Origin of the sequence: Catellatospora paridis (assembly GCF_009720365.1) — a bacterium.
In the GTDB taxonomy this organism is placed as follows: domain Bacteria; phylum Actinomycetota; class Actinomycetes; order Mycobacteriales; family Micromonosporaceae; genus Catellatospora; species Catellatospora paridis.
In genome coordinates, this window is sequence record NZ_ML769323.1 from 195,167 (window position 1) to 220,389 (window position 25,223).

The following is a 25,223-nucleotide window of genomic DNA, read 5'->3' on the forward strand; positions in this document are numbered from 1 at the left end:
GAGCATGACCAAGGAGATCGTCGACGAGGCCGTGCGGCTGCTGCGCGAGGCGCAGGAGACCCGCACCCCGATCGCGCCGCTGCGCGAGCGGCTGCTGCCGGTCGGGGACGTGGCCTCGGCGTACGCGGTGCAGCGGGCGATGACCGAGCAGGCCGTCGCGGCCGGGCGGCGCATCGTCGGCGCGAAGATCGGCCTGACCAACCCGGCGGTGCAGCGGCAGCTCGGCGTCGACCAGCCCGACTTCGGGGTGCTGTTCGCCGACATGGCCGCCTTCGACGGGGCCGAGGTCGACGTGACCCGCATCCTGCAGCCCAAGGTCGAGGCGGAGGTCGCCTTCGTGCTGGGCCGGGACCTGCCGTACGACCAGGTCACCGTGGCCGATGTGGTCCGCGCGACCGACCACCTGCTGCCCGCCATCGAGATCGTCGGCTCGCGCATCGCGAACTGGGACATCTCCATCGTGGACACGGTCGCCGACAACGCCTCCAGCGCCATGTTCGTCCTCGGCAACCGCCCAGTGCCGCTGCAGGACGTGGACCTGCGCCTGTGCGGCATGGTCCTGGAGCACGAGGGCGAGCCGGTCTCCGTCGGCGCGGGCGCGGCCTGCCTCGGCAACCCCCTGCACGCCGTCGCCTGGCTCGCCCAGACCATGGCCGCCGCCGGCACCCCGCTGCGCGCCGGCGACGTGATCCTCTCGGGCGCCCTCGGGCCCATGGTCCCGGTGACACCGGGCGCCGCCTACGAGGCGCGCATCTCGGGCCTCGGCTCGGTGCGCACCCGTTTCTCCGGCACGGCAGGCTGACCGACATGGCTCCTTCAGCTCCCCTCCGGGCGGCGCACGCGGCGCGGCTCGGCGTGGCAGACCAGTCGATCATGAAGTTGTGGTCACGACACGCCGCCGACCCGTGCCATAAGTTCATGATCAACCAGGAAGAGCGGTGGGTGCGGTGAAGGCCGGAGTGGCGGTGATCGGGTCGGGGAACATCGGGACCGACCTGATGATCAAGGTGTTGCGGTTGTCGGAGTCGCTGCGGATGGTGGCGATGGTGGGGATCGATCCGGAGTCGGACGGGCTGGCGCGGGCAGCGCGGCTCGGGGTGGCGACCACCGCCGAAGGTGTGGACGGGCTGGTGGCGATGGCGGAGTTCGCCGAGGTGGAGGTCGTGTTCGACGCCACGTCGGCGGGGGCGCACCGGCGCAACGACGAGGTGCTGCGTAAGCACGGCAAGATCGTGATCGATCTGACCCCGGCCGCGATCGGGCCGTACGTCGTGCCGACGGTCAACCTGGACGAGCACCTGGACCAGTCCAACGTCAACATGGTGACCTGCGGCGGGCAGGCGACGGTGCCGATCGTCGCGGCCGTGCACGCGGTGACGCCGGTGGCGTACGGCGAGATCGTCGCGTCCATCGCGTCGCGCTCGGCGGGTCCCGGCACCCGGGCCAACATCGACGAGTTCACCGAGACCACGGCCCGCGCCATCGAGGTCGTCGGCGGTGCGGCGCGTGGCAAGGCGATCATCGTGCTGAACCCGGCCGAGCCGCCGCTGCTCATGCGCGACACCGTGTACTGCCTGTGCGCGGACGCCGACGCCGACCGCGCCGCGATCGAGGCGTCGATCGAGGACATGGTCAAGCAGGTGCAGGGCTACGTGCCCGGCTACCGGCTCAAGCAGAAGGTGCAGTTCGACCGGGTGAGCGTGCCGATGCTGGCCGAACCGGCGCTGCAGGTGTCGGTGTTCCTGGAGGTCTCCGGGGCGGGGCACTACCTGCCCGAGTACGCCGGGAACCTGGACATCATGACCTCGGCGGCGCTGCGTACGGCCGAGCGCCTGGTCGAGATGCGCAAGACGGAGGTGGCGGCATGACGGAGATCTACGTACAGGACGTGACCCTGCGCGACGGCATGCACGCCATCGGGCACCGGTACACCGTCGACCAGGTGCGGCAGATCGCGGCGGCCCTGGACGCGGCCGGGGTGGCCGCGATCGAGGTGGCGCACGGCGACGGCCTGGCCGGTTCCAGCGTCAACTACGGCCACGGCGCGGCCACCGACGCCGAGTGGATCGCCGCGGCGGCCGAGGTGATGACCCGGTCGAAGCTGACCACGCTGCTGCTGCCCGGCATCGGCACCATCGCCGACCTGAAGGCCGCCCGCGACCTCGGGGTGACCAGCGTGCGCATCGCCACGCACTGCACCGAGGCCGACATCTCCGCCCAGCACATCGGCTGGGCGCGGGACAACGGCATGGACGTCGCCGGCTTCCTGATGATGTCCCACATGAACGACCCGGCGGGCCTGGCCGAGCAGGCCAAACTCATGGAGTCGTACGGCGCGCACTGCGTCTACGTCACCGACTCCGGCGGCCGCCTGCTCATGCGCGACGTCGCCGAGCGGGTCGACGCCTACCGGCAGGTGCTGGACGAGACCACCCAGGTCGGCATCCACGCCCACCACAATCTGTCGCTCGGCGTCGCCAACAGCGTGATCGCCGTCGAGCACGGTGACCGTCCCGGCGTGCCGGTGCGCGTCGACGCGAGCCTGGCCGGCATGGGCGCGGGCGCGGGCAACGCGCCGCTGGAGGTCTTCGTGGCCACCGCGGAACTGATGGGCTGGCAGCACGGCTGCGACGTGTTCGCGCTGATGGACGCCGCCGACGACATCGTGCGGCCGCTGCAGGACCGGCCGGTGCAGGTCGACCGGGAGACCCTGTCGCTGGGCTACGCGGGCGTCTACTCCAGCTTCCTGCGCCACGCCGAGCGCGCCTCGGCGAAGTACGGCGTGGACGTGCGCTCGATCCTGGTCGAGCTGGGACGCCGCCGCATGGTCGGCGGCCAGGAGGACATGATCGTCGACGTGGCCCTGGACCTGGTCCAGGCGGCGGAGGGAATCACGGGCGCCGCAGTCCTGTCGGCGACGAGCGAAGCGAGGAGCGGACAGTGAGCATCTCCGAGATGGCCGTGCTGCTGGACGACGCGGCGGTCGACGCCACCGCGATCCCGCAGCTCACGCTGGGCCACGAGCTGGACGTCGACGGGGCGTACGCGGTCCAGGAGGCGCTGATCGCGCGCCGCCTCGACCGGGGCGAGCGGCTGGTGGGCATCAAGATGGGGCTGACCAGCCGGGCCAAGATGGCGCAGGTCGGCGTACACGAGGTGATCTGGGGACGGCTCACCGACGCGATGGCCGTGCCCGACGGCGGGCAGTTGAGCCTCGACGGCTTCATCCATCCGCGGATCGAGCCGGAGATCGCGTTCCTGCTCGGCGAGCACGGCATCGCCGCGGTCGCCCCGGCCCTGGAGATCATCGACTCCCGCTACGCCGACTTCCAGTTCACGCACGCCGACGTCGTCGCCGACAACACCTCCGGCGCGGCGTTCGTGGTCGGCGCGTGGCAGCCCGTCCCGGCGGGTGTGGACAACCTCGGCGTGCTGCTGGAGGTCGACGGCAAGGTGGTCCAGGCGGGCTCGACCGCGGCCATTCTCGGCGACCCGCGCCGTGCGCTGACCGAGGGCCGCACCCTGACCGCCCGCTACGGCCTCACCCTGGAACCCGGCTGGGTCTTCCTGGCCGGCGCGGCCACCGCCGCCGTGCCGCTGACGCCCGGCGGGCACGTGCGCGCCGTCGTCGAGGGCATCGGCGCCGCCTCCCTGCGGGTGTCGCGATGAGCTCCGCCGGGGGCCGGTGCAGTTTCGGGGAAAGTGGCGGAATCGAGCCCGTGATTCGTGCGGTTTCCCCGAAACTGCCGCGTGAGGGTAGCGAGGGGCGGGCATGAGCGGGGCGAAGGTGGTGGCGGGCAAGGCGACGCCGCGCGGGCGGTTTCCGCATGTGAAGGTCGCGGGCGGGTTCGCGTTCGTCAGTGGCACGTCGAGCCGGCGTCCGGACAACACCATCGCGGGTGCGTCGGTGGATGAAATGGGCACGACCAGCCTCGACATCCGCGAGCAGACTCGCGCGGTGATCGAGAACATCGGCGACATCCTGCGCTCGGTCGGTGCCGACCTGACCGACCTGGTGCAGGTCACCACGTATCTGGTCAACATGAACGACTTCGGCGGGTACAACGAGGTGTACGGCGAGTTCTTCGACGCCACCGGACCCACCCGCACCACGGTCGCGGTGCACCAGTTGCCGCACCCGCACCTGCTGATCGAGATCCAGGCCGTCGCACTGCTGCCTGAAGGAGGACCGAAGTGACGGAGATTTCCGAGCCGGTGAGCTTCCCCGGCTGGATCGAGGACAACCAGCACCTGCTCAAGCCGCCGGTCGGCAACAAGCAGATGTTCCCCACGGGCGACGATTTCATCGTGATGGTCGTCGGCGGCCCGAACCAGCGCACGGACTTCCACGTGGACCCCTACGAGGAGTTCTTCTACCAGATCAAGGGCACCCTGCGGATCAACCTGATGACGCCGGACGGCCCGCAGACCATCACCGTGCCCGAGGGGCACATGTGGATGCTGCCCCGGCTCACCCCGCACTCGCCGCAGCGCGAGGCCGGCTCGATCGGCCTGGTCATGGAGCGGGTCCGCGAGGAGGGCACGCTGGAGAAGTTCCGGTGGTACTGCCCGAACTGCGCGAACATCGTGCACGAGGTGGAGCTGCGGGTGCGCGACATCGTCGCCGACCTGCCGCCCGTGTTCACCGCGTTCTACGACAGCGAGCAGGCCCGGACCTGCGGCAAGTGCGGCACCCTGCACCCGGGCAAGGGCTGATGTCGCCCGTAGTCGACGTGCACACCCACGTCGTGCCGATGGGCTGGCCGGAGCTGTCGGGCGAGTGCGGCGGCGACGGCTGGCCCTGGCTGCGGGTGGACTCCGAGCGCGCCGCGATGATCATGATCGGGGACACCGAGTTCCGGCCGATCGGCGCGCAGTGCTGGGACGCGCCGACCCGGCTCGGGGACATGGCCGACGACGGGGTGGACATCCAGGTCGTCTCGCCCACCCCGGTGTTCTTCTCGTACGAACGCCCGGCCGAGCAGGCCATGAAAGTGGCCCGGATCTTCAACGACCTGGCCCTGCAGGTCTGCGCGGACGGGGGAGACCGGCTGGTGCCGTTCTGCCAGGTGCCGCTGCAGGACCCGGACCTGGCCTGTGCCGAACTCGACCGCAGCCTGGCCAACGGGCACGTCGGCGTCGAGATCGGCAACCACGTCGGCGACCGCGACCTCGACGACGCCGGCATCGTCCAGTTCCTGCAGCACTGCGCGCAGGTCGGGGCGCCGGTGTTCGTACACCCGTGGGACATGCCGACCGGGCCGCGCCTCGACCGGTGGATGGCCCGCTGGCTCACCGGCATGCCCGCCGAGACCCACCTTTCGGTGCTGTCGATGATCCTCGGCGGGGTGTTCGACCAGGTCCCGGAGACGCTGCGGCTGTGCTTCGCGCACGGCGGCGGCAGCTTCCCGTTCTGGCTGGGCCGGGCCGACAACGCCTGGCACCGGCGCGGCGACGTGGTACGCGGGCAGTCCGCGCTGCCGCCGAGCGAGTACACGCACCGCTTCTCGGTGGACACCGTGGTGTTCGACCCGGCCGCGCTGCGGCTGCTGGTGGACACGATGGGGGAGGACCGGGTGCTGCTCGGCAGCGACTACCCGTACCCGCTGGGCGAGCGCCCGGTCGGCGCGGTGGTGCGCAAGTCCGACTTCCTCACCGACGGCCAGCGCGCCAAGCTGCTCGGCGGCAACGCCCTGACGTTCCTGGGCAGGGCGGCATGACCGAGCGCGGCAAGGAGCAGGCATGACCGAGGACCGTTCGGTGCTCACCCGGCAGGCGACCGCGCCGGATCTCGCCCTGCGCTACGGTCCGCGGCCCGAGCAGGTCGCCGACGCCTGGCGTGGCGACGCCCGCGCCGCGGTCCGGCCGCTGGTCGTGATCGTGCACGGCGGATTCTGGCGGCCGGAGTATGACCGTGCCCACACCCGTCCGATGGCCGCCGCCATCCGCGACGCGGGCTGGACGGTGGCGTCGATCGAGTACCGCCGCGTGCCCGGCGATCCGGACGCCACCGTGCGCGACGTCGCCGAGGCGCTCGCCGTCATGCCGGGTGAGCTGGGCGGACACGACGGACGGGTGATCACGGTCGGGCACTCGGCCGGCGGGCACCTGGTGCTGTGGGCGGCGATCGCCGCGCCGGCCCCCCAGCAGGTCGGCACGCTGGCCCTGGGGCCGGTGGCGGACCTCCGGCTGGCCCAGCGACTCGGCCTCGACGGCGGGGCGGTCGTCGATTTCCTGGGCGCGGACGCATCGACCCGCGGGGATCTCGACCCGGTCCGGCTGCCAGCCCCGACCAGCCCGACGGTGCTGGTCCACGGCGTGCAGGACGCGATCGTGCCGATCACGCTGGCCGAGGCGTACGCCGTAGCGCAGCCGGGCAGCCGGCTCGTCGCGGTGCCCGGCGCGGCCCACTACGCGGTCATCGACCCGCTGTCGGCGGCCTGGCGCACGGTGCTCGCCGAGCTGTCGCGGCTGGGTGACTGAGACGGCACGCGACCACCCCTGAGCAGGTGGCCGCGTCCTCTCCGCTAGCGTTGAGACGTTAATCAGGACTCGAGCCGGGGGGCTTCACGGTGTCCACGCCAGATCTATCTGATCTACTGATCTACGCAGGCATCCCGCTCGCGGTGATCGGGATCATCTTTGCACTGGTCTATGCGGCCGGTGGCCGCAACGCCAAGCGGTACCGGCCCGGTCGGCCGTACGATTTCGCGCCGGTGTGGTTCCTCGCCCGGCCCGAATCGGACGGCCCGGAGGCGCAGCACGCGGCGCTCGATGCGGCCGCGCGCGCGGAGCTGACCGCGGCCGGCGACATCACGCCGGTCGTGGACGTGACAGGGGGCGCAAGTGACCGCTGGTGACCACTACGCCGTGTCCAGCACGGCGGTGCTCGACGGGCCGTTCACGACCCGTCAGCTGCTGCGGCTCGACGACGCGCTGCGCAAGGCCGACGAGAACAGCGGCCTGACCTTCAGCGTCTACGTCGGCGAGGTCGGCGAGCCGGTGCGCGAGGGCGCCGAGCTGCTGCACGCCCGGCTGGCCAACCCGGCGCAGTCGGTGCTCATCGCCGTCGCCCCGGGCCAGCGCCAGCTGGAGATCGTGACCGGGTCACAGGCCCGCAAGCGCCTGTCGGACCGCGACTGCAAGCTGGCCGCGCTGTCCATGGCGGCCTCGTTCGGCGGGGGCGACCTGGCCGGCGGCCTCGTCAGCGGCCTCGCCCAGCTCACCGGCCTGGCCGGCAAGCACTCCCTGTGACCTGACGGCCGGATACGCGAAGGGCCGGACGCATCGCGTCCGGCCCTTGCGCATACCTGCTCAGGACTAGGCGGCGTCCTTGGCGCGGGCCTTGAGGGCGCGCACCACCCGGTCGTTGCCCTCGGCCATGAGGCGGCGCAGCGGGGCCGGGTGGCCCTCCTCCGCCAGCCAGGCCTCGGCCGCCGACACGGTCTGCGGCGACACGTCGAGCACCGGGTAGGCCAGCACCACGAACTCCTGGGCCGGCTCGCTGTCGCGGGCCGCCCACACGCCCGCCACGTCGGCGAAGAAGCGCGGCGTGTACGGCGCGGTCAGCTCCGCCTGGGCGGGGTGCTGGAAGCCCTGGATCAGCGCCCGGTTGCGCCAGTTGGGCAGCGCCGTCGGGCCGGTCAGCTCGGCCCACACCGCGGCCTTGTTGTCCGGCGTCGGGATCAGCGCGTACGCGAGAGCGGCGCCGATGTCGCCGGACGCGGTGCGGTCGGCGTCGTGCTCGGCCTGGATGACCGCCGGGTCGACGCCGCCGTTGGCGACCAGGCACTGCACCAGCTGCCAGCGCAGCTCACCGGCGATGGTGATGCCCTGCGGCACCCCGGTGCCGGTCAGCCAGCCCTGCAGCGTGGCCAGGTCGGCGCTGCCGCGGGCGGCGCTGATGAAGGCACGCGTCCAGGCGAGCTGGAAGCCGCTGCCGGGCTCGGCGACGGCCAGCGCGGCCTTGGCGGTGTCGGCCAGCTTCGCCCAGCCCGCCGGCGCCCAGGCCGGGTCGGCGTACTGGGTGAGCACCAGCTGGACCTGGCGCAGCGTGGGGGTGACCAGGTTGATGTCGCGCTCACCGGGCAGCGCGTTGGTGACCAGGGCGACGTAGTCGCGGGCGGGCAGCTCCGCGTCGCGGACCATGTCCCACGCGGCGGCCCAGCACAGCGCGCGGGCCAGCGAGGAGTCGAAGCCGCTCAGGTTGGCGACCACGGTCGCCAGCGAGCGCTCGTCCAGGCGCAGCTTGGTGTAGGTGAGGTCGTCGTCATTGAGCAGCAGCACGTCGGCGGCCTTCTTGCCGGCCAGCTCCGCGAGCACCGTCTCCGCGCCCGCGACGTCGGTCTCGATGCGCTCGCGGCGCACCAGGCTGCCGTCGACGAGGTCGTACAGGCCGACGGCGAGGTGGTGCGGGCGCAGCGTCGGGTGGCTCTCCGGCGCGGTCTGCAGCACCGTCACCTGCCGGTAGGTGCCGTCCTTGGCGATCTCCACGAGCGGGCGCAGCGTGTTGACCTGAGCGGTCTCCAGCCAGGCCTTGGCGAACCCGCGCAGCTCGCGGCCGGAGGCCGCCTCCAGCGCCGCGAGCAGGTCGCCGAAGGTGGCGTTGCCCCAGGCGTGCTGCTTGAAGTAGGAGCGCAGGCCGGTGACGAACGCGTCGATGCCGACGTACGCCACGAGCTGCTTGATCACGCTGGCGCCCTTGGCGTACGTGATGCCGTCGAAGTTGACCTCGACCGCGTCCACGTCGGGCATCTCGCAGTAGACCGGGTGCGTGCTGGACAGCTGGTCCTGGCCGTAGCCCCAGTTCTTGCGCACCGACAGGAACGTGGTCCAGGCGTCGGAGAAGCGGGTCGCCTCGGCGTTGCACCAGTGCGAGGCCCACTCGGCGAACGACTCGTTCAGCCACAGGTCGTCCCACCAGCGCATGGTGACCAGGTCGCCGAACCACATGTGGGCCAGCTCGTGCAGGATCGTGTTGGCGCGCTGCTCGCGCTCGTAGTCGGTGACCTCGCTGCGGAAGACGTAGGAGGCGTCGGCGTGGGTGACGCAGCCGAAGTTCTCCATCGCGCCCGCGTTGAACTCGGGCACCCACAGCTGGTCGTACTTGGGCAGCGGGTAGCGCACGCCGAACTTGGCCTGGAAGAAGTCGAAGCCCTGCTTGGTGATCTCGAACAGCTCGTCGGCCTCGAGGTGCTCGGCCATCGACGCGCGGCAGAACACGCCCAGGTCGACGCCGTCGTGCGTGGTCCGCACCTCGTGGTACGGCCCGGCGCACAGCGCGGTGATGTAGGTCGACATCCGGGCCGACTGCTCGAAGTGGACGGTCTTGCCGAAGCCCTCGGTGGTGACCGACGCGACCGGCGCGTTGGAGACGACCTTCCAGTGCTTGGGCACCACGGCGTGCCAGGTGTAGACCGACTTCAGGTCGGGCTGGTCGAAGCAGGCGAAGACCTTCTGGGCGTCCGCGGTCTCGAACTGGCTGTAGAGGTAGACCTCTTTGTCCGCGGGGTCGACCGCGCGGTGCAGGCCCTGACCCTGCTGCGAGAACGGGAAGTCCGCCTCGACCACGAGCGTGTTCTGCTCGGCCAGCTGCGGCAGCACCAGTCCGGTCTCGGCCGTCCAGGCGCTGGTGTCCAGCGCCACGCCGTTCAGCTCGGCCCGACCGATCTTGCTGGCGGCGACCTCGATGAAGGTGCCCGCGCCGGGCGTCGCGGCGGTGAACTTCACCGTCGTCACGCTGCGGAAGGTGCCGTCGCCGGGGTTGCCGGCCCCGTCGGTGAGGTCCAGCGAGACGTCGTACGAGTTGACGTCCAGCAGCCGGGCCCTGTCGGCGGCCTCGGCCTGGGAGAGATTGCGCGTACCGGTCACGGCGTGTTAACTCCTGTCGGCTGCGGTCGTGAGCAGCATGTAGGGCAGTGTCGCTGCCCAGAGCAGTCTTTCATCACGTCCCGGGTGAGGGCGCGAAGTAACTGTTTCACATTGTGTCCCAGGGGCGTGGCTAAGGTCACGCGCCGGAGTGAAACCGCCGCGTCATGATTCACCACATGACCCCTGTTAGTGAAACTCCCTCCTCGGTTGGCATGTGGTTCGACCCGCTCTGCCCCTGGGCCTGGATGACCTCGCGCTGGCTGCTGGAGGTCGAGAAGGTCCGCCCGGTGACGGTGGACTTCCATGTGATGAGCCTGTCCGTGCTCAACCAGGGCCGCGACCTGCCCGAGCAGTACCAGGAACTGATGGCGAAGGGCTGGGGCCCGGTGCGGGTGTGCATCGCCGCCGCCCGCAAGTACGGCGACCACGTGCTGCGCGACCTCTACACCGCGCTGGGCACCCGCATCCACCTGGGCAAGCAGGAGCTTGGCCCGGAGCTGTACGCGGCCGCCCTCACCGACGCCGGGCTCGACCCCGCGCTGGCCGCGGCCGCCGCCGAGACCGTGCACGACGACCTGCTGGTGGAGAGCCACAACGCGGGCATGAAGCCGGTTGGCACCGACGTGGGCACCCCGGTGATCCACGCGCCCGGCCCGGACGGGGAGCGCATCGCGTTCTTCGGCCCCGTGGTGACGCCCGCGCCCAAGGGCGAGGCCGCCGGACGGCTCTGGGACGGCGTGCTGCTGGTGGCCGGGACCCCCGGCTTCTACGAGCTCAAGCGCAGCCGCGACCTCGGTCCGATCTTCGACTGAACCCGGCCGACCGGCCGACCACGCAGGGCTGTCCTTTCCGCCCGCCCGCTCGTTGGTGAGATGGACCACTTCACCGTTTCACCGACGAGTCGGGAGAACAGACATGGCGGACGTCGCCGCGGACCCCTGGCGCCTGGACGCACCGGCCCAGGCCGTCGCGGACAGCCTGGGCGCCTCGTACCTCAGCGTCGAGGAGAGCAGGTGGGCGACCTGGCAGCCGAATCTGCCCGCCGAGATCGCCGCGTTCCTCGCCGAGCCGGTCCTGGTCGGTGCGTCGCCCGCCGGCTTCCTGGTCAGCCCGCGCCGCTGAGCGCGACCCTTTGACGACCGCCCGCACGGCCCGGCGCCGTGCGGGCGTCGCGCTGTCCGGACTCCCGGTGCCGGCCACGCCACGCCGCCCGCCGCCGCGCGGGGCCACACCGTCCCAGCCGGTGGACGGCGGTAGCGTGAGCAGCCGTGACAGTCGTACACCCGATCCACACGGCCTGGCTCACCACGGGAGCCACCGGCGCGCAGAACTACGACGAGTTCGCCGACGACGCCGAGATCACCGAGATCATCACCGCCAACCCGCGTAGCGCGCTCGCCGTCGAGATGCCGCACCGGGCGCCGGACAGCCTGGGCAAGTCCTTCGCGGACGCGCTGCCCGACGCGGTGGCGCGGCTGGCGCAGGCCAAGGACGCCGGGGCCTATGCCGCCGCGCAGGACGTGGTCGTGCTCTACGCGATCACCGCCCCGGACGGCTCGGCCGCGTACGGGCTCTGGTGCATGGTCGACACCGACCAGATCTCGACCAGCGCCGACGAGCCGGGCCTGGTCATCCGCAACGAGGACGTCTTCCTGGAGAAGGTGCGCGAGCGGGTGGCGCTCGCCCAGGCGCTGGGCCACCTGCTGTCGCCGGTGCTGCTGCTGCAGACCGGCCGCGGCGCGGAGCTGCACGCGGCGCTGGCCGAGGCGGTCGCCCACGCGGGCGAGCCGGCCGCGACCGACGTGGACCCGTCGGGGCGTACCCACGCGATCTGGCCGCTGCCCCCGGGCCCGCAGGCGGACGCGCTGCGCGCCCTGGCCGGCGGCGGCGACCTGGTCGTCGCCGACGGAAACCACCGCAGCCTGGCCGCCCAGACCGGCGGCTTCGCGCGCTTCCTGGCCGTGGTGACCACGCCGGACTCGGTGGCGATCCAGCCCTACAACCGCCTGGTGCACAAGCTCGACATCACCGTCGAGGAGCTGCTGACCCGGCTGGAGAAGGCCGGCGCGCAGGTCGGCGAGGGCACCCCGACGGTGCCGGCCGCCGGCGGTGTCGTGCACCTGTACGCGGCCGGCCGGTCCTACGCGGTGACCCTGCCGCGCGACGCCGCCGGCACCGTGGTGGACAACCTCGACCACGCCCTGGTGGAGCGGGTGCTGTTCGGTGAGGCGCTGGACACCGAGCCCGGCGACAAGCGGATCACCTACGTCGGCGGCGACTACCCGGCCTCCTGGCTGGCCGGTGAGGTCGACGCCGGCCGGGCCGCGCTCGCGGTGCTCATCGCGCCGGTGACCGTGGACGACTTCGTCAAGGTGAACCTCGCCCGCCAGAAGATGCCGCGCAAGAGCACCTGGTTCACCCCCAAGGCCCGCGCCGGCCTGGTCGTCGCCCAGCTTCCGTGACACACCCGGCCGGGTGCCCGGGTCGCGCAAGCGTCCGGGCGCCCGGCTGGCAGACTTTGACCATGCGCGTTTATCTTGCGGCGGACCACGCCGGTTTCGAACTGAAGGCCCACCTGGTCAGCGAGCTGCAGGCCAAGGGATACGACGTGGTCGACGTCGGCGCGCACGCCTATGACGCCGAGGACGACTACCCCACGTTCTGCCTGCACGCCGGGCACCGGGTGGTCGCGGATCCGGGCAGCCTGGGCGTGGTGATCGGCGGTTCCGGCAACGGCGAGCAGATCGCCGCCAACAAGATCGCGGGCGTACGCGCCGCGCTGGCCTGGAACATCGACACGGCCACCCTGTCCCGGCAGCACAACGACGCCAACGTCGTCGGCATCGGCGCCCGCCAGCACTCGCTGGAGGAGGCGACCGCGATCGTGGAGGCGTTCCTCAGCACCCCGTTCTCGCAGGCCGAGCGGCACGCGCGGCGCATCGATGAGGTCGCCGTCTACGAGAAGACCGGCGAGCTGCCGCCCCTGCCGAACTGACGGATCTCCGACTGTTCTCGGCTGATTCCGGCGGCGTCAGCGCAGCGGATCCCGCGGCACCCAACCACGGCGGACGATCTCCAGCTCGGCCTCGGCGCGGGCCAGGTCTTCGGCCGTGGGCCGGGCGGCGTCGCGCGCCCGCAGCGCCGCGGACAGGCTGATCTGCGACGCCCCGGGCCCGATCAGGCCCCGCAGGCCACGCTCGAGGTCGTGGTCGTCATCGTCGTCGGAGCGGCCACGATGCCTACGACGCTCGTATTCCTGCATCCCGCCAGGCTAGTCGGTCGGCCCGGGCGGCCGCGATACTCGACTGGCGGTGTCGTGCGCGGCGGCTAGCATGTGCGGCGTGACTGAGGGGACCGATCCGACGCAGGAACTGCGCTTCGACCGTACGCAGGAGATCCCGACCGAGGCGTTGCAGACCCAGCAGCCCACGCCGGGCCAGAAGGACTTCAAGACGGGTGTGGCAGCGGTGCCCGCCCAGCGCCAGGTGGAGCACACGGTCTCCTTCGAGCCGACGCTCGCCCCGGGGCAGATCGTCACGTCGGGCCACCTCAAGCGCCCCGACGTGCCGTTCGGCGTGCGGATGCGGCAGCTGAAGGCGGGCGGCCGCTGGAGCGTGGCCGGCGCGATCTTCCTGCTGGTGTCCTGGGGGCTGTGGGCCGCCTCGGCGGGCGCGGACAGCGATCGCGCCGGGCTCACCCTGGCGCTGTTCCTCATCATCCTGGTCGGGGTCGGCCTGTTCGCGCTGTGCCGCCTCGTCGGCGGAGTCGTGCTGGAGAAGGTCATGGGCCGGACCCGGCGCAGCGCCTGGCTGTCCCACGCCGTGATCGGCCTCTACCTGGTCGTCGCCGGCGGCTCCTACCTGAGCTCGATCGGCTGGGTCGTGGACGCCTGGAACTTCCTGCGCGGCGTCCGCTGACCCGACCCCGTTCCACTCCGCTCCGCGCTGTTTGAAGATCGCCGTTTCCGGTCAAGATCTGTGGCCCGACCGCAGATTCCGACCGGAAACGGCGATCTTCGCGTTTGTGGGATGTCGCGAATCGGGATGAACTAGGGTGAACCAGCTCGACCGAACGCGGGGGAGGGTGGCGTGAGGCTCCGGTATCCGTTGGCCGCCGCGCTGGGGGTCGTCCTGGTGGGCGGTGGCATCGCGCTCGGCCACGGTCTGCTCGCCGACCCTGTCGCCACCGCGACCGCGGGCACGGCCGCCACTCCGCCGCAGGTGGCCGCCCCGGTGACGCCCAGTGGCACGCCCGCCTCCACGCCCGCGGCCATCCCCGGCCTCGCGCCGTTCGTCGGCACCTGGCGGGTGCACGGCGCCGAGCTGACCATCAAGCCGGACGGCACGGCCACCGAACGCATCCAGCTCGGCCCGTGCCGCGGCATCTCCGTCCCGGTCCGATGCACGGCCGAAGCGACCTTCAAGGTGGACCTGAGCCCGGGCGCGCCGCACCTGCTCTACACCGGGTTCCGCTACACCGATGACGACGGCGCCACGGTCGTGCCGGACAGCCTCGAAGGCCTGCCCCGCGTCGGCGACGGCTACCGGGTGCGGGTCTTCGCCCCCGGCGTCCTCGAACTGATCCCGCTCACCGAGCACCTGCGCCAGATCCTCGGCTCGCCCTACCGCTGCAACACGACTGCCGACGAGTACTCCCACCGGCGCCTCTGCAACGCCTGACGAGGTCCGCGCTCAGACGATGGCGCGCAGGTAGGGGATCCGGGCCAGCACCAGCGAGATGCCGAACGAGGCCGGCAGGACGATCGCGAAGGTGAGGGCCACCGTCGACAGCGAGGCCGTCGCGTTCGGGACGAGCCGCACGGTGAAGGCCAGCACCAGCAGGTGGACCAGGAACACGCCGAAGGAGGCGTCGGACAGCCGGACGATCCAGCGCCGGACCCGCTCCGGCAGCGTGATGCGGCGGAACACCGCGATGCCGACCAGGAAGACCAGGATCGAGGCGACCGCGCAGACCGTGCCGAGGTTGTGCGCCGGCAGGAGCACGTGCAGCAGGCGGTACTGCGTGTGGCCGAACTGCCAGGCGATCTCCGCCAGCAGCGCCAGCGCGCCGACGGCGGCCAGCACCGTGGCCCGCCGGCTCAGCACGGTGTTGCGCAGCGCCCAGCCCGCCGCGAAGTAGCCGACGAAGGGCCACCAGTAGGTCAGCATGCCCAGCGAGATCGGCCGTGAGTTGCCGAGCAGCGCCGACATCCTCGGCATGGTGTAGACCGCCATGGTCCAGGCGAGCGCCACTGCCGCGAAGATCTTGGCGCGCCGCTCGTCGTCCCCCAGGAACGCCGCCAGCACCGGCGCGATCAGGTACAGGCCGGCGATCAGCCACAGGAAGTAGAACGCCACCACGATGTTGGCGTCGATGACCAGCTGGCCCAGCTTGGGGCCGGTGAGGTTCACGCCGTTCTGCAGCAGGCCCAGGACCACGACGAGGTAGATCACGTGCCAGGCCACGATCGCCGGGACGATGCGCAGGAACCGGCGGCGGTAGAAGGCCGCCGGACCGGCCGCGTGGACCTTGGGGTTCAGCAGCAGCGCGCCGCTGATCATGACGAACACCGGAACCGCCCAGCTCGAGCCCAGATCGATGGCCACGGCGAGCCACCACTCGGTCGAGCGCTTCGGCTCGTTGCGGATCGACGAGCCGAACACGTGGATGGCGACGACGGAACAGATCGCCAGGATCCGAAGAACATCGAGTCCGTGGTCGCGGCCGGCGCGGTCGGCGGTGGTCGGACCGGGCGCGGGGTGCTCGGCCGCGGGTTCGGTCCGGGTGGGGGTGGTGGTCACGGCCAGGGACGATACGCGATGCGCGGCTGTCCGGCACGACGACGACGGCCCAGGTTCGGCAAGGGTGCCGATTACCTGGGCCGTCATCAGTGGAGCGGGCGACGAGAATCGAACTCGCGTAGTCAGTTTGGAAGACTGAAGCTCTACCATTGAGCTACGCCCGCGCGGCCCCTAGTTTAGCGGCCCGTCAGCGCGGCCCGTCGGCGAGGTCGACGTGCCGGACCGTGGCTGGTCGGGGTGGCCGGATTCGAACCGACGGCCCCTCGCTCCCAAAGCGAGTGCGCTACCAAGCTGCGCTACACCCCGTTGCGCCGGTGACCGGCGCCCCCGGAAGTGTATGCGGTCTTCGCACCTGGTCGCACACCCATATAACCGTGTCCCGTTATGAATGATTTTCGGCATTTGCCCCCTGGCGACCCCTCTGCCATCTATGGTGGAGCCAGGGACGGGGAGACGATTCGCCCCCTCGCTCGCCGGTCCAGGAGTGCGCCGGGGTTCGTTCGTCCGAGCCGGTGTGACGCTCCTGGATCGGCGCCCACGGTGAGGCGGGGGAGGCGCCGGCGGTGGCCCGGGACCCCCGGTGGGGCTTTGTTCGATCAGGCGGATGGGGCTCCACCGGGCTGCGAGGGCCCGTCGGTGTGGATCAGATGCGCGTTGGCGGGGGTGAGCCGTTCCGGCCTGATCTTCTTGTGCAGCCATACCGTCAGCGCCACGGTGAGCACCGCGAAGAACGCCGCGCCCGCGAGCGCCAGTTCCTTGCCGGCGGCCGGCGCGGCCCAGACCGGCAGCGGCCCGGCGAGCGGAGTCGCGTACGCGGCGGAGGCCAAGCCCATCAGCGGCCCGCCGACGTCGGCGAGCAAGGTGGCCAGCAGGGCTGACGCATCGAACGGTGGCACGGCGGTCTCCTCCCCGGACAACCCGCCCAGTTTGTCTGCTTTGCTGGATATTATGGTGGTGCCGCGCCCGGGATGTGTGACATCCGCCGAGAACCACGGCCCGATGCCAGGGGGTAGCCAGGTATTCGCCTACACTCGACCGGGCTTCGCTGTCCGCGTGTCGGACCGGCCTCATGACGCGGCGTGGCCGAGCAGTACAGTGCGAAGGCCCGTCAAAACGACCGAAAGATCCCAAGGAGTACGCCAGTGAAGAGCACCGTCGAGACTCTGAGCCCGACGCGAGTGCGGCTCGCCATCGAGGTGCCGTTCGCAGAGCTCGAGCCGAGCCTGAAGAAGGCGTACCGGGAGATCGCGGCGCAGGTGAACATCCCCGGCTTCCGCAAGGGCAAGATCCCGGCCCAGGTCATCGACGCGCGAGTGGGCCGCGGCGCGGTGCTGCAGGAGGCGATCGAGGAGGCCATCCCGCAGCAGATCTTCGCCGCCGTGCGCGAGCACGAGGTCAAGCTGCTGGGCCGTCCGGCCGTGGACAACCTCGAGTTCTCCGACGGCCAGCCGCTGAAGTTCACCGCCGAGGTCGACGTGCGCCCCGAGCTGACCATGCCCGAGCTGAGCGCCATCAAGGTCGAGGTCGAGCCGCTGGCCATCGCCGACGCCGAGATCGACGAGCAGGTCGACGGCCTGCGCCAGCGCTTCGCGACCCTGAAGACGGTCGAGCGCGCCGCCGCCACCGGTGACTACGTGCAGCTCGACCTGATCGCCACGGTCGACGGCGCGGAGGTCGAGGGCGGCACCGCCAGCAACATCTCCCACGAGCTCGGCTCCGGCCAGCTCCTCAAGGGCCTCGACGAGGCCATCGTCGGCCTGTCCGCCGGCGAGGAGGCGACCTTCACCAGCCAGCTCGTGGGCGGCGAGTTCGCCGGCCGCGACGCCGACGTGAAGGTGACCGTGCGCACGGTCAAGGAGAAGGAGCTCCCCGAGCTCGACGACGACTTCGCCGGCCTGGCCAGCGAGTTCGACACCCTGGAGGAGCTGCGCGGCGACCTGCGCGAGCGGATCACCCGGGTGAAGAAGGTCGAGCAGCTGTACGCCGCCCGTGACAAGGCGCTCTCCGAGCTGGTGAAGCAGGCCAACGTGCCGGCGCCGGAGGGTGTCGTCTCCGACGAGGTCGAGCAGCGCAAGGCGGCCATGGTCGAGCAGCTCGAGCGGATGGGCGCGAGCCTCGAGGAGTACCTCGCCGCCGAGGAGAAGACCGAGGAGCAGATCGACACCGAGCTCGCCGAGGCGGCCGCCGAGGGCGTGAAGATCCAGCTGGTGCTGGACACCATCGCCGAGTCGGAGAACGTCGAGGTCTCCGACGACGAGTACGGTCACGAGATCGTGCACCGCGCCCAGCGTGCCGGTGTCGCGCCGCAGGTGTACTACGACCGCCTGGTCCAGCAGGGCGCCGCGGCCGCCGTCTACGGCGACGTGCGCCGGGGCAAGGCGCTGGCGCTGGTCATGGAGCGGGTCGTTATGACCGACACCGACGGCGAGGTGCTGAGCCTGGACTCGCTGCGCGAGGACAACGGCCACGAGGGCCACGACCACGGTGACCACGAGGGTCACAACCACTGACATGTTGATCGCGAAGGACCCGTTCACCACCGTGGGCGGGTCCTTCGCCGTTCATGCCGGGGCGGGGTGCGCTGACAGCGAACACGCCGATCTCGGGGAAGCTGCGGTCAGTGGCAGCGGTTAGGGTCGCTGTAGGACAACGAGAAAGGCTGCCGATATGAGCGAGCTGCACGTTCCATCTGCGCGGGGTTCCGATCCGATCGCCGGCGGCCTCGACGATTCTGTGTACAACCGCCTGCTCAAGGAGCGCATCGTCTTCCTGGGCAGTGACGTGAACACCCAGGTCGCCAACCGGATCTGCGCGCAGCTGCTGCTGCTGTCCGCCGAGGACCCGGACCGCGACATCTACCTGTACATCAACTCGCCCGGCGGCTCGGTGTACGACGGCATGGCGATCTACGACACCATGCAGTACATCAAGAACGACGTGGCGACGATCGCGCTGGGCATGGCGGCCTCGATGGGGCAGATGCTGCTGTGCGCGGGCGCCAAGGGCAAGCGGTCCGCGCTGCCGCACGCGCGGATCATGATGCACCAGGCCTCCGGTGGCATCGGCGGCACCGCGGCCGACATCGCCATCCAGGCCGAGCAGATGATCTACACCAAGAAGCTGATGATCGACTTGATCGCCCAGCACACCGGCCAGCCGGTGGCGCAGATCGAGGCGGACAGCGACCGCGACCGCTGGTTCAACGCGGAGGCGGCCAAGGAGTACGGCTTCATCGACCACGTCATCACCTCGGCGCAGGCCGTGCCGGTCGGGAACTGAAGGAGCTAAACGATGTTTCCAAACCTGAAGCCGAGCTTCGCCGAGGTCAGCAACCGTTACATCATCCCGTCGTTCATCGAGCGCACGTCGTACGGGACGAAGGAGACCAACCCGTACAACAAGATGTTCGAGGACCGCATCATCTTCCTGGGTGTGCAGGTCGACGACGCGTCCGCCAACGACGTGATGGCGCAGCTGCTGGTGCTGGAGGCAGCCGACCCGGACCGTGACATCACCATGTACATCAACTCGCCCGGTGGCTCGTTCACGGCGATGACCGCGATCTACGACACCATGCAGTTCGTGCGTCCCGACATCCAGACGGTGTGCCTGGGCCAGGCGGCCAGTGCGGCGGCAGTGCTGCTGGCGGCGGGCACGCCGGGCAAGCGCCTGGCGCTGCCGAACTCGCGCATCATCATCCACCAGCCGGCCACCGAGGGCGGCTACGGGCAGGGCTCGGACATCGAGATCCAGGCTCGGGAGATCATGCGGATGCGCACCCAGCTGGAGGAGATGCTGTCGCGTCACTCCGGCAAGGACCTGGCGCAGGTCAAGAAGGACATCGACCGTGACAAGATCCTCACGGCCGCCGAGGCGCTGGACTACGGCCTGGTCGACTCCGTGATGACGAGCCGCAAGAAGAGCCTCATGGCGGGCGCTCGCTGAGCATCGCTCGGTGCCGTTCACCCCAACAGGTGGACGGCACCACCGCGGTGTCGGAGTCGCGTGTCAGAATCTGGTTCATCGGTTGGCGGGGTGGGGACGCCGCAAACCGCCTCACAACAGGTAACGTCAAGGCAGAACCGATGTCGGGCCGTCTCGTGCGGCACGACGTTCGTCCGCTTCAGGGGCAGGGGGAGTCGTAGGTGGCACGGATCGACGGCGGCGACCTGCTGAAATGCTCCTTCTGTGGCAAGTCGCAGCGACAGGTGAAGAAACTCATCGCCGGACCCGGCGTCTACATCTGCGATGAGTGCATCGATCTCTGCAACGAGATCATCGAAGAGGAGCTCGCCGGCGAGGAGCAGGTCCGCTGGGAAGAGCTGCCCAAGCCGATGGAGATCTGCCAGTTCCTCGACTCATACGTGGTGGGCCAGGACGGCGCCAAGAAGGCCATCGCGGTCGCGGTCTACAACCACTACAAGCGGCTGCAGGCCGACGCGGCGCAGACCCGTGGCGGTGAGGCTGTCGAGTTGGCGAAGAGCAACATCCTGCTCATCGGCCCGACCGGCACCGGCAAGACGCACCTCGCGCAGACCCTGGCCCGCATGCTCAACGTCCCGTTCGCGATAGCCGACGCGACCGCGCTGACCGAGGCCGGCTACGTGGGTGAGGATGTCGAGAACATCCTCCTCAAGCTCATTCAGGCCGCCGACTGGGACATCAAGCGCGCCGAGACCGGCATCGTCTACATCGACGAGATCGACAAGATCGCCCGCAAGTCCGACAGCCCCTCGATCACCCGTGACGTCTCCGGTGAGGGCGTGCAGCAGGCGCTGCTGAAGATCCTGGAAGGCACCCGGGCCAACGTGCCGCCGCAGGGCGGCCGCAAGCACCCGCAACAGGACTTCGTCGAGATCGACACCACGAACATCCTGTTCATCTGCGGTGGCGCGTTCGCCGGCCTGGAGCAGATCATCGAGCAGCGCACCGCGCGCTCGGGCCTGGGCTTCGGCGCGCACCTGCGGGCGGTCTCCGACCGCACCAACGACGAGGTGCTGGCCAAGGTCATGCCGGAGGACATGCTGAAGTTCGGCATCATCCCGGAGTTCATCGGCCGCCTGCCCGTCATCACCACGGTGCGCAGCCTCGACCGCGAGGCGCTTGTCAAGATCCTGACCGAGCCCCGCAACGCCCTGGTGAAGCAGTATCAGCGCCTGTTCGAGCTCGACAACGTGGTGCTGGACTTCGACGAGGAGGCCCTGGGGGCGATCGCCGACCAGGCCATGCTGCGCAACACCGGCGCCCGCGGCCTGCGGGCGATCATGGAAGAGGTCCTGCTCTCCGTGATGTACGAGGTGCCCAGCGACCCGAACGCCGAGCGCGTGCTGATCACCCGCGACACCGTGCTGGAGAAGGTCTACCCGACCATCGTGCCGCGGCGCGACCTCAGCACCGGCCGCCGGGCGCGTCACCACCGCGAGGAGAAGACCGCCTGACCACGCGAAGAAGCGCCGTCCCGCAGCTCGGGGCGGCGCTTTCGTCGTAGCCGGTCAGCGCTGGGCGATGAGCGAACCGCGGCGGCGGTCGAAGTCGCCGGGCGGCATCGCCACGATCATGACGAGCCGGGCGGGCGAGTCCAGCGCGTTGCGGACCGTGTGCGCCCGGTCGGCGCGGAAGTCCAGGGTCTGCCCGACGTGCACCAGGTGCTCGACGCCGTCGACGGTGACCACGATCTGCCCGACCAGCACGTGCACCATGCACCGGGTGCCGGGCAGCAGTTCCTCGGCCTCGTAGCGTTCCTGCGGGGCGAAGCGCCAGTCCCACAGCTCCACGAAGTCCGGATCGCTCAGGCCGCGCAGCAGCCGTCCCGTGCCGCCGCGTCCGCCGCGCCAGAGCACGGGAGCGTCGTCCATCTCGCTGAGATGCACGGTCCGGTCGGCGGCGGGCTGGAGCAGGCGGGCCACGGTGACACCGAAGGCGTCCGCGATGCGGGCCAGGGTGCCGACGCTGGGATTGGTGCGGCTGCCCTCGATCTGGACCAGCATGCCCTTGCTGACCCCGGACCGGCCGGACAGTTCGTCCAGGGACCAGCCGCGGCCGGCCCGCAGCGCGCGCACGTGCAGCGCGACCGCGGCGTTGATCTCCTCGAGGGGCAGATGCCGGGGCCGGGGAGCGTGCGAACCGTCGCCGCGCTCGGTGGATCGGGCCCGTTCGATCGTCGTATCGGTCAACACGCTGTCCTTTGCGGTCAATACTGTGATACGAACTCGTCGTGATCTCTATCCTGCTTGCGGGCACGTCCGCCCTGGTCTGGGGCACCGCCGACTTCTGCGGTGGCAAGGCCGTACAGGGTGCCGCGAGCGTGCGTGGCCATTCGTACTCGGTGACCGTGGTATCGCAGTTGTGCGCGATACCGATGATCGCAGCTTTCCTCCTGTTGGTCCCGGGTCGGCTCGGCGTGTCGGCGCTGGGATGGGGAGCGGCTGCCGGGATTGCCGGACTTTTCGGGATTGTCCTGCTGTACCAAGGGCTGGCGAGCGGCGCGATGGCCGTCGTGGCCCCCGTCACGGCCGTCACCTCCGCCCTCGTGCCGATGACCGGCGGGCTCCTGCTCGGCGAGCGGCCGGCCGCCGCCTCGCTGATCGGGGCGGTCTGCGCCATCGGGGCGATCGCGCTGGTCAGCCTCGGCCCCACCGCAGGAGCGAACGCGACCGGGCCCCGGGTGATCGGGCTCGCCCTGTCCGCCGGGGCCATGTTCGGGATCTTCTTCCTGCTGCTGGCGCAGGCGGGGGAGAGCGCCGGCATGTGGCCGCTGGCCGCCGCCCGGTTCGCATCCATCCCGGTGGGCCTGCTCCTGCTGCGTCCGATGGGCGGCACCCTGCGGCTGCGCGGAACGGTGCTGGCGCTCACCGCGGTGGCGGGCGCCCTCGACATCGCGGCCAACGGCCTCTACCTGCTGGCCGCCCACCAGGGGCAGCTGAGCATCGTCGCGCCGATCGCCTCGCTCTACCCGGCGAGCACCGTGCTGCTGGCGCTCGCCGTGAACAAGGAGCGGCTCAGGCCCGTGCAGTTCGCGGGTCTAGGCATGGCCGCGACCGCGCTGGTCCTCGCGGCGCTCTGAACCGATGCCGGGGGGCCCGCGCCGGCTACGTCCTGAGCCTGGCAGCGCCCCTCCGCAGCGTCCGCGCCGTGCCCCGCGCCGTGAGCCCCCGCGCCGTGAGCCCCCGCACCGTGGCGTCTTCGCCGGGACAGTCCGACATGCGGGACAGATGCCGAAGCCAGTGGAATCACTCATGGTTCCGCGCGAGCGCGACACGTAAGGTCCAGCTGTGACTTCGGTGGTGACGCGGGCGCGCTGGGCGGTGGCGACGGTATTCGCGGTGCACGGTGCGGCCAGCGGCAGCTTCGCCGCCCGCATCCCGTGGATCGCCGAGCACCTGCACCTCAACGAGGGCTCGCTCGGCCTGGCGCTGATCATGCCCGCGGTTGGTTCGCTGAGCACCATGCCGTTCACCGGGCGCCTGGTACAGCGCTGGGGCGGGCGCACCGCCACCAGGGTCCTCATCGCGGCCTGGAGCCTCGCCATCGGCGTGCTCGCGCTCGCGCCCAGCCAGTGGGCGCTGATGGGCATGCTGCTGCTCGCCGGGATGACCGCCGGCACCTCCGACATCGCCATGAACGCCGAAGGCGTCGAGGTCGAGCAGCGGCTCGGCCGCTCGATCATGTCCAGCCTGCACGGCATGTGGTCGGTCGGCGGCCTGATCGGCTCCGGCATCGGGGCCGGGGCGGCATATCTGCACATCAGCGCTCCGGTGAACCTCGGGGTGATGGGCGTGGTGCTCGCCGTGGTGGGCGTCACCGCCGGGCACTGGCTGCTGCCGAACGCGCCGATGCCGGCAGCCGAGGACGGGCCGCGGTTCTCGCTGCCGCGAGGGCCCGTGCTGATCATCGGGCTGGTCGGCTTCTGCGCCGTCTTCGCCGAGGGGGCCACCGCCGACTGGTGCGCCGTCTACCTGCGTCAGATCCTGGAGGCCAGCGAGGGGCAGGCCGCGGTGGCGTACAGCTGCTTCGCGCTCGCCATGGCCGGCGGCCGGCTCGTGGGCGACGCGGTGGTCCGCCGCTTCGGGGTGGTCGGCACGGTGCGGGTGGCCGGGGTGGTGGGCATCTTCGGGGGTCTGCTGGTCGTCACCGCGTGGACGCCGCTGGTCGGCGTGCTCGGTTTCGGCATGATCGGTCTGGGCTGCGCGGTGGTGGTGCCGCTGGCGTTCAGCGCCGCCGGGCACACCGGCGACCATCCCGCGCACGCCATCGCCGGAGTGGCGACGGTCTCCTATGGCGCAGGGCTGGCCGCGCCGGGGCTGATGGGCGGGATCGCCCACGCCACCTCACTGCCGTTCTCGTTCGGCCTGGTGACGGGCCTCATCGCGATCGTCGCGCTGGCCGCGGGCCGGCTGCGAGCGGCCGAGATCGCCCACCGCGAGCCGGTCCCGGCCGGCGCGTCGGCCTAGCCGGCCTCCCACATCGCGGTGTCCTGCACCGGCCGGTACCCGATCGCTTGGTAGATCTTGTTGCTGGTCGGGTTGGCGAGGTCGGTGAACAGGGTCGGGCGCAGTCCCGCGGTCAACACGGCCCCGCTGACCGCGGCGACGAGGGCGCCGGCATAGCCGTTCCGGCGCCGGCGCGGCGGGGTGTAGACCAGATTGAGGCGTACGACGCCCGCGGCGGGCGCGGTCATCGCGGCCATGCTGACCGGCTCGCCCCCGGCCTCCCATACCCAGAGCAGCCCGCCCAGGGCGAGCCGACCGTCGATCGGGCCGGCCGGGTTCGAGTGCGGGTGATCCGCCAGCGCCTCCCGCTGGAACGCCGCGGACCAGGCCACCAGCAGATCGCGGTCCGAGGCCGCGGCCTCGCGGGGCCGTCCGGCCACCCGGGACGGCGGAACCACCCGCACGACGTCGAACATGCGGTACGACGCCAGCAGCGCGGGTGTGCCGCCGGTGCGCTCGGCGACCTCGGCCGCGAGCCGCTGCGCCTGGTCCGGCAGGCCGGTGAACCGCCGCACCTGAGGCGCGTGCGCGACGAGATGATCGGCCAGCGCCGGCTCGGCTCCCTCGACCAGCTCGCTCAGCAGCATGGCGAAGGGCGGCGGGCACACCGCGACGCCCGCCAGGGTGCCTGCGTCGGTGAGCACCCGCAGCATGAGCAGGTCCGATTCGGGCACGACGATGCCGTCCATCCGGGACTGCAGCAGCGTCAGCAGCTGGTTGTTGCGGACCGGTGCGCGCCGCAGCCAGGGCATCACCGCGGGGGCGTACTCGTCCAGCGCTGTGTCCGCGGTCACCCTCACGGGTCAGATTCTGCCTCCACGGTGCACGCCGGAACACTCCTTTCCCGACATCGATCCGGGGTGAACAGCTAAGATAGGCGGGCGGTGATGATGTGACCGGGGACAACCGACCCCGATTTGCATCCTGGTCGGGGGTCCGCGTAATGTTCTCTCTGCCAGCGAGGAACGGACAAAAACACCGGGGCTGAAGAGCTCGGGTGGAGGCCGGATCGCTTGGCCGCTCGGAGTGGTGTGGACCCCGGTTAGGGGGCCGCGAAACCGGT

General features: G+C 71.0%; 28 protein-coding genes and 2 tRNA genes. 22 read left to right on the forward strand and 8 right to left on the reverse strand.

The genetic code is table 11. The features are described from left to right. Window positions 1-4 precede the first annotated feature (4 nt). The 10 genes from F9C41_RS26940 to F9C41_RS26985 all read left to right on the forward strand — a co-directional run bounded on the left by F9C41_RS26940 (window position 5) and on the right by F9C41_RS26985 (window position 7,254). On the forward strand, window positions 5-802 hold the full coding sequence (locus tag F9C41_RS26940) for a 2-keto-4-pentenoate hydratase (RefSeq protein WP_155389680.1): 798 nt from the start codon (window positions 5-7) through the stop codon (window positions 800-802). A gap of 145 nt (window positions 803-947) precedes the next feature. Continuing rightward, window positions 948-1,868: an acetaldehyde dehydrogenase (acetylating) gene (locus tag F9C41_RS26945; RefSeq protein WP_155389681.1), complete on the forward strand. Its 921-nt coding sequence runs from the start codon at window positions 948-950 to the stop codon at window positions 1,866-1,868. Next, window positions 1,865-2,944 (forward strand): 4-hydroxy-2-oxovalerate aldolase, encoded by a 1,080-nt coding sequence (dmpG, locus tag F9C41_RS26950; protein WP_155389634.1) that lies wholly within the window; start codon window positions 1,865-1,867, stop codon window positions 2,942-2,944. Before F9C41_RS26945 ends, dmpG begins: the two co-directional genes overlap by 4 nt. Before the next feature lie 11 nt (window positions 2,945-2,955). Beyond that, entirely contained in the window at window positions 2,956-3,669 is a 714-nt protein-coding gene (locus tag F9C41_RS26955; protein WP_155389682.1) for a 2-keto-4-pentenoate hydratase, read from the forward strand. A 103-nt stretch (window positions 3,670-3,772) separates the two neighbouring features. Then, a complete protein-coding gene (locus tag F9C41_RS26960) occupies window positions 3,773-4,198 on the forward strand; it encodes a RidA family protein (RefSeq protein ID WP_155389635.1) in 426 nt (141 codons plus the stop codon). After that, window positions 4,195-4,716 (forward strand): 3-hydroxyanthranilate 3,4-dioxygenase, encoded by a 522-nt coding sequence (locus F9C41_RS26965; protein WP_155389636.1) that lies wholly within the window; start codon window positions 4,195-4,197, stop codon window positions 4,714-4,716. Before F9C41_RS26960 ends, F9C41_RS26965 begins: the two co-directional genes overlap by 4 nt. After that, window positions 4,713-5,720, forward strand: a complete 1,008-nt coding sequence (locus F9C41_RS26970) for an amidohydrolase family protein (protein WP_196279975.1) — start codon at window positions 4,713-4,715, stop codon at window positions 5,718-5,720. The genes F9C41_RS26965 and F9C41_RS26970 overlap by 4 nt, the downstream gene beginning before the upstream one ends. Window positions 5,721-5,742: 22 nt before the next feature. Continuing rightward, on the forward strand, window positions 5,743-6,483 hold the full coding sequence (locus F9C41_RS26975) for an alpha/beta hydrolase (protein WP_155389638.1): 741 nt from the start codon (window positions 5,743-5,745) through the stop codon (window positions 6,481-6,483). Window positions 6,484-6,572: 89 nt separating this feature from the next. Then, window positions 6,573-6,860, forward strand: a complete 288-nt coding sequence (gene ctaJ / locus F9C41_RS26980) for an aa3-type cytochrome oxidase subunit CtaJ (RefSeq protein WP_155389639.1) — start codon at window positions 6,573-6,575, stop codon at window positions 6,858-6,860. Then, window positions 6,847-7,254: a DUF5130 family protein gene (locus tag F9C41_RS26985; protein WP_155389640.1), complete on the forward strand. Its 408-nt coding sequence runs from the start codon at window positions 6,847-6,849 to the stop codon at window positions 7,252-7,254. Before ctaJ ends, F9C41_RS26985 begins: the two co-directional genes overlap by 14 nt. Before the next feature lie 66 nt (window positions 7,255-7,320). Here F9C41_RS26985 and pepN read toward each other — a convergent pair whose 3' ends face one another. Next, window positions 7,321-9,870, reverse strand: a complete 2,550-nt coding sequence (pepN, locus tag F9C41_RS26990) for an aminopeptidase N (RefSeq protein WP_155389641.1) — start codon at window positions 9,868-9,870, stop codon at window positions 7,321-7,323. Between the two features lie 212 nt (window positions 9,871-10,082). Here pepN and F9C41_RS26995 point away from each other — a divergent pair, with 212 nt between their 5' ends. The 4 genes from F9C41_RS26995 to F9C41_RS27010 all read left to right on the forward strand — a co-directional run bounded on the left by F9C41_RS26995 (window position 10,083) and on the right by F9C41_RS27010 (window position 12,865). Next, window positions 10,083-10,682: a mycothiol-dependent nitroreductase Rv2466c family protein gene (locus F9C41_RS26995; protein WP_230690045.1), complete on the forward strand. Its 600-nt coding sequence runs from the start codon at window positions 10,083-10,085 to the stop codon at window positions 10,680-10,682. Between the two features lie 103 nt (window positions 10,683-10,785). Further along, the gene (locus tag F9C41_RS27000) at window positions 10,786-10,992 is read left to right on the forward strand and encodes a hypothetical protein (protein ID WP_155389643.1); all 207 of its coding nucleotides are present in this window, start codon (window positions 10,786-10,788) and stop codon (window positions 10,990-10,992) included. 146 nt (window positions 10,993-11,138) lie between these two features. Continuing rightward, entirely contained in the window at window positions 11,139-12,332 is a 1,194-nt protein-coding gene (locus F9C41_RS27005) for a DUF1015 family protein (RefSeq protein WP_155389644.1), read from the forward strand. Between the two features lie 62 nt (window positions 12,333-12,394). After that, complete coding sequence (locus F9C41_RS27010; RefSeq protein WP_155389645.1) at window positions 12,395-12,865, forward strand: ribose-5-phosphate isomerase; 471 nt, start codon at window positions 12,395-12,397, stop codon at window positions 12,863-12,865. A gap of 36 nt (window positions 12,866-12,901) precedes the next feature. On the opposite strand, the gene F9C41_RS27015 is transcribed toward F9C41_RS27010, so the two are convergent. After that, window positions 12,902-13,132, reverse strand: coding sequence for a hypothetical protein (locus tag F9C41_RS27015; RefSeq protein ID WP_155389646.1), 231 nt, complete (start codon window positions 13,130-13,132; stop codon window positions 12,902-12,904). 79 nt (window positions 13,133-13,211) lie between these two features. Here F9C41_RS27015 and F9C41_RS27020 point away from each other — a divergent pair, with 79 nt between their 5' ends. Together F9C41_RS27020 and F9C41_RS27025 are read left to right on the forward strand one after the other, a co-directional pair. Further along, the gene (locus F9C41_RS27020; RefSeq protein ID WP_155389647.1) at window positions 13,212-13,787 is read left to right on the forward strand and encodes a hypothetical protein; all 576 of its coding nucleotides are present in this window, start codon (window positions 13,212-13,214) and stop codon (window positions 13,785-13,787) included. Between the two features lie 171 nt (window positions 13,788-13,958). Continuing rightward, a complete protein-coding gene (locus tag F9C41_RS27025; RefSeq protein WP_155389648.1) occupies window positions 13,959-14,549 on the forward strand; it encodes a hypothetical protein in 591 nt (196 codons plus the stop codon). A gap of 12 nt (window positions 14,550-14,561) precedes the next feature. Here the strand turns inward: F9C41_RS27025 and F9C41_RS27030 are convergent, their stop codons facing one another. From F9C41_RS27030 to F9C41_RS27045, 4 genes are all read right to left on the reverse strand, one after another. Next, window positions 14,562-15,671: an acyltransferase gene (locus F9C41_RS27030; RefSeq protein WP_196279968.1), complete on the reverse strand. Its 1,110-nt coding sequence runs from the start codon at window positions 15,669-15,671 to the stop codon at window positions 14,562-14,564. Between the two features lie 90 nt (window positions 15,672-15,761). Beyond that, window positions 15,762-15,835: transfer RNA gene (locus F9C41_RS27035), tRNA-Gly, on the reverse strand. 65 nt (window positions 15,836-15,900) lie between these two features. Next, window positions 15,901-15,977: transfer RNA gene (locus F9C41_RS27040), tRNA-Pro, on the reverse strand. A 290-nt stretch (window positions 15,978-16,267) separates the two neighbouring features. Further along, window positions 16,268-16,567, reverse strand: a complete 300-nt coding sequence (locus tag F9C41_RS27045; protein ID WP_155389650.1) for a hypothetical protein — start codon at window positions 16,565-16,567, stop codon at window positions 16,268-16,270. Window positions 16,568-16,813: 246 nt separating this feature from the next. On the opposite strand from F9C41_RS27045, the gene tig reads away from it, so the two are divergent. The 4 genes from tig (at window position 16,814) to clpX (ending at window position 21,109) form a co-directional block, all read left to right on the forward strand. Next, on the forward strand, window positions 16,814-18,181 hold the full coding sequence (gene tig / locus F9C41_RS27050) for a trigger factor (RefSeq protein WP_155389651.1): 1,368 nt from the start codon (window positions 16,814-16,816) through the stop codon (window positions 18,179-18,181). 157 nt (window positions 18,182-18,338) lie between these two features. Then, window positions 18,339-18,950, forward strand: coding sequence for an ATP-dependent Clp protease proteolytic subunit (locus F9C41_RS27055; protein ID WP_120316546.1), 612 nt, complete (start codon window positions 18,339-18,341; stop codon window positions 18,948-18,950). A 12-nt stretch (window positions 18,951-18,962) separates the two neighbouring features. Next, entirely contained in the window at window positions 18,963-19,616 is a 654-nt protein-coding gene (locus F9C41_RS27060) for an ATP-dependent Clp protease proteolytic subunit (RefSeq protein WP_155369939.1), read from the forward strand. Window positions 19,617-19,816: 200 nt separating this feature from the next. Continuing rightward, window positions 19,817-21,109: an ATP-dependent Clp protease ATP-binding subunit ClpX gene (gene clpX, locus F9C41_RS27065; protein ID WP_155389652.1), complete on the forward strand. Its 1,293-nt coding sequence runs from the start codon at window positions 19,817-19,819 to the stop codon at window positions 21,107-21,109. A 54-nt stretch (window positions 21,110-21,163) separates the two neighbouring features. Here the strand turns inward: clpX and F9C41_RS27070 are convergent, their stop codons facing one another. Next, window positions 21,164-21,844 carry a helix-turn-helix domain-containing protein gene (locus F9C41_RS27070; protein WP_230690046.1) on the reverse strand — a complete coding sequence of 227 codons (681 nt, stop codon included), beginning with the start codon at window positions 21,842-21,844 and terminating at the stop codon, window positions 21,164-21,166. A gap of 41 nt (window positions 21,845-21,885) precedes the next feature. On the opposite strand from F9C41_RS27070, the gene F9C41_RS27075 reads away from it, so the two are divergent. Both F9C41_RS27075 and F9C41_RS27080 read left to right on the forward strand, forming a co-directional pair. Continuing rightward, window positions 21,886-22,734: a DMT family transporter gene (locus F9C41_RS27075; RefSeq protein WP_155389653.1), complete on the forward strand. Its 849-nt coding sequence runs from the start codon at window positions 21,886-21,888 to the stop codon at window positions 22,732-22,734. Between the two features lie 208 nt (window positions 22,735-22,942). Then, window positions 22,943-24,121, forward strand: coding sequence for an MFS transporter (locus tag F9C41_RS27080; protein WP_155389654.1), 1,179 nt, complete (start codon window positions 22,943-22,945; stop codon window positions 24,119-24,121). Here F9C41_RS27080 and F9C41_RS27085 read toward each other — a convergent pair. Continuing rightward, window positions 24,118-24,960 carry a GNAT family N-acetyltransferase gene (locus F9C41_RS27085; protein ID WP_155389655.1) on the reverse strand — a complete coding sequence of 281 codons (843 nt, stop codon included), beginning with the start codon at window positions 24,958-24,960 and terminating at the stop codon, window positions 24,118-24,120. The genes F9C41_RS27080 and F9C41_RS27085 overlap by 4 nt on opposite strands. Window positions 24,961-25,223: the final 263 nt, after the last annotated feature.

What these genes read in the sequence shown, in the direction of transcription:
- F9C41_RS27000 (WP_155389643.1), top strand. Translation starts at nt 10,786, where the DNA reads ATGGCGGACGTCGCCGCGGACCCCTGGCGCCTGGACGCACCGGCCCAG.
- F9C41_RS27060 (WP_155369939.1), top strand. Translation starts at nt 18,963, where the DNA reads ATGTTTCCAAACCTGAAGCCGAGCTTCGCCGAGGTCAGCAACCGTTAC.
- F9C41_RS26960 (WP_155389635.1), top strand. Translation starts at nt 3,773, where the DNA reads ATGAGCGGGGCGAAGGTGGTGGCGGGCAAGGCGACGCCGCGCGGGCGG.
- F9C41_RS27010 (WP_155389645.1), top strand. Translation starts at nt 12,395, where the DNA reads ATGCGCGTTTATCTTGCGGCGGACCACGCCGGTTTCGAACTGAAGGCC.
- F9C41_RS26995 (WP_230690045.1), top strand. Translation starts at nt 10,083, where the DNA reads ATGTGGTTCGACCCGCTCTGCCCCTGGGCCTGGATGACCTCGCGCTGG.
- F9C41_RS27015 (WP_155389646.1), bottom strand. Translation starts at nt 13,132, where the DNA reads ATGCAGGAATACGAGCGTCGTAGGCATCGTGGCCGCTCCGACGACGAT.
- F9C41_RS26975 (WP_155389638.1), top strand. Translation starts at nt 5,743, where the DNA reads ATGACCGAGGACCGTTCGGTGCTCACCCGGCAGGCGACCGCGCCGGAT.
- F9C41_RS26940 (WP_155389680.1), top strand. Translation starts at nt 5, where the DNA reads ATGACCAAGGAGATCGTCGACGAGGCCGTGCGGCTGCTGCGCGAGGCG.
- F9C41_RS26955 (WP_155389682.1), top strand. Translation starts at nt 2,956, where the DNA reads ATGGCCGTGCTGCTGGACGACGCGGCGGTCGACGCCACCGCGATCCCG.
- dmpG (WP_155389634.1), top strand. Translation starts at nt 1,865, where the DNA reads ATGACGGAGATCTACGTACAGGACGTGACCCTGCGCGACGGCATGCAC.
- F9C41_RS27055 (WP_120316546.1), top strand. Translation starts at nt 18,339, where the DNA reads ATGAGCGAGCTGCACGTTCCATCTGCGCGGGGTTCCGATCCGATCGCC.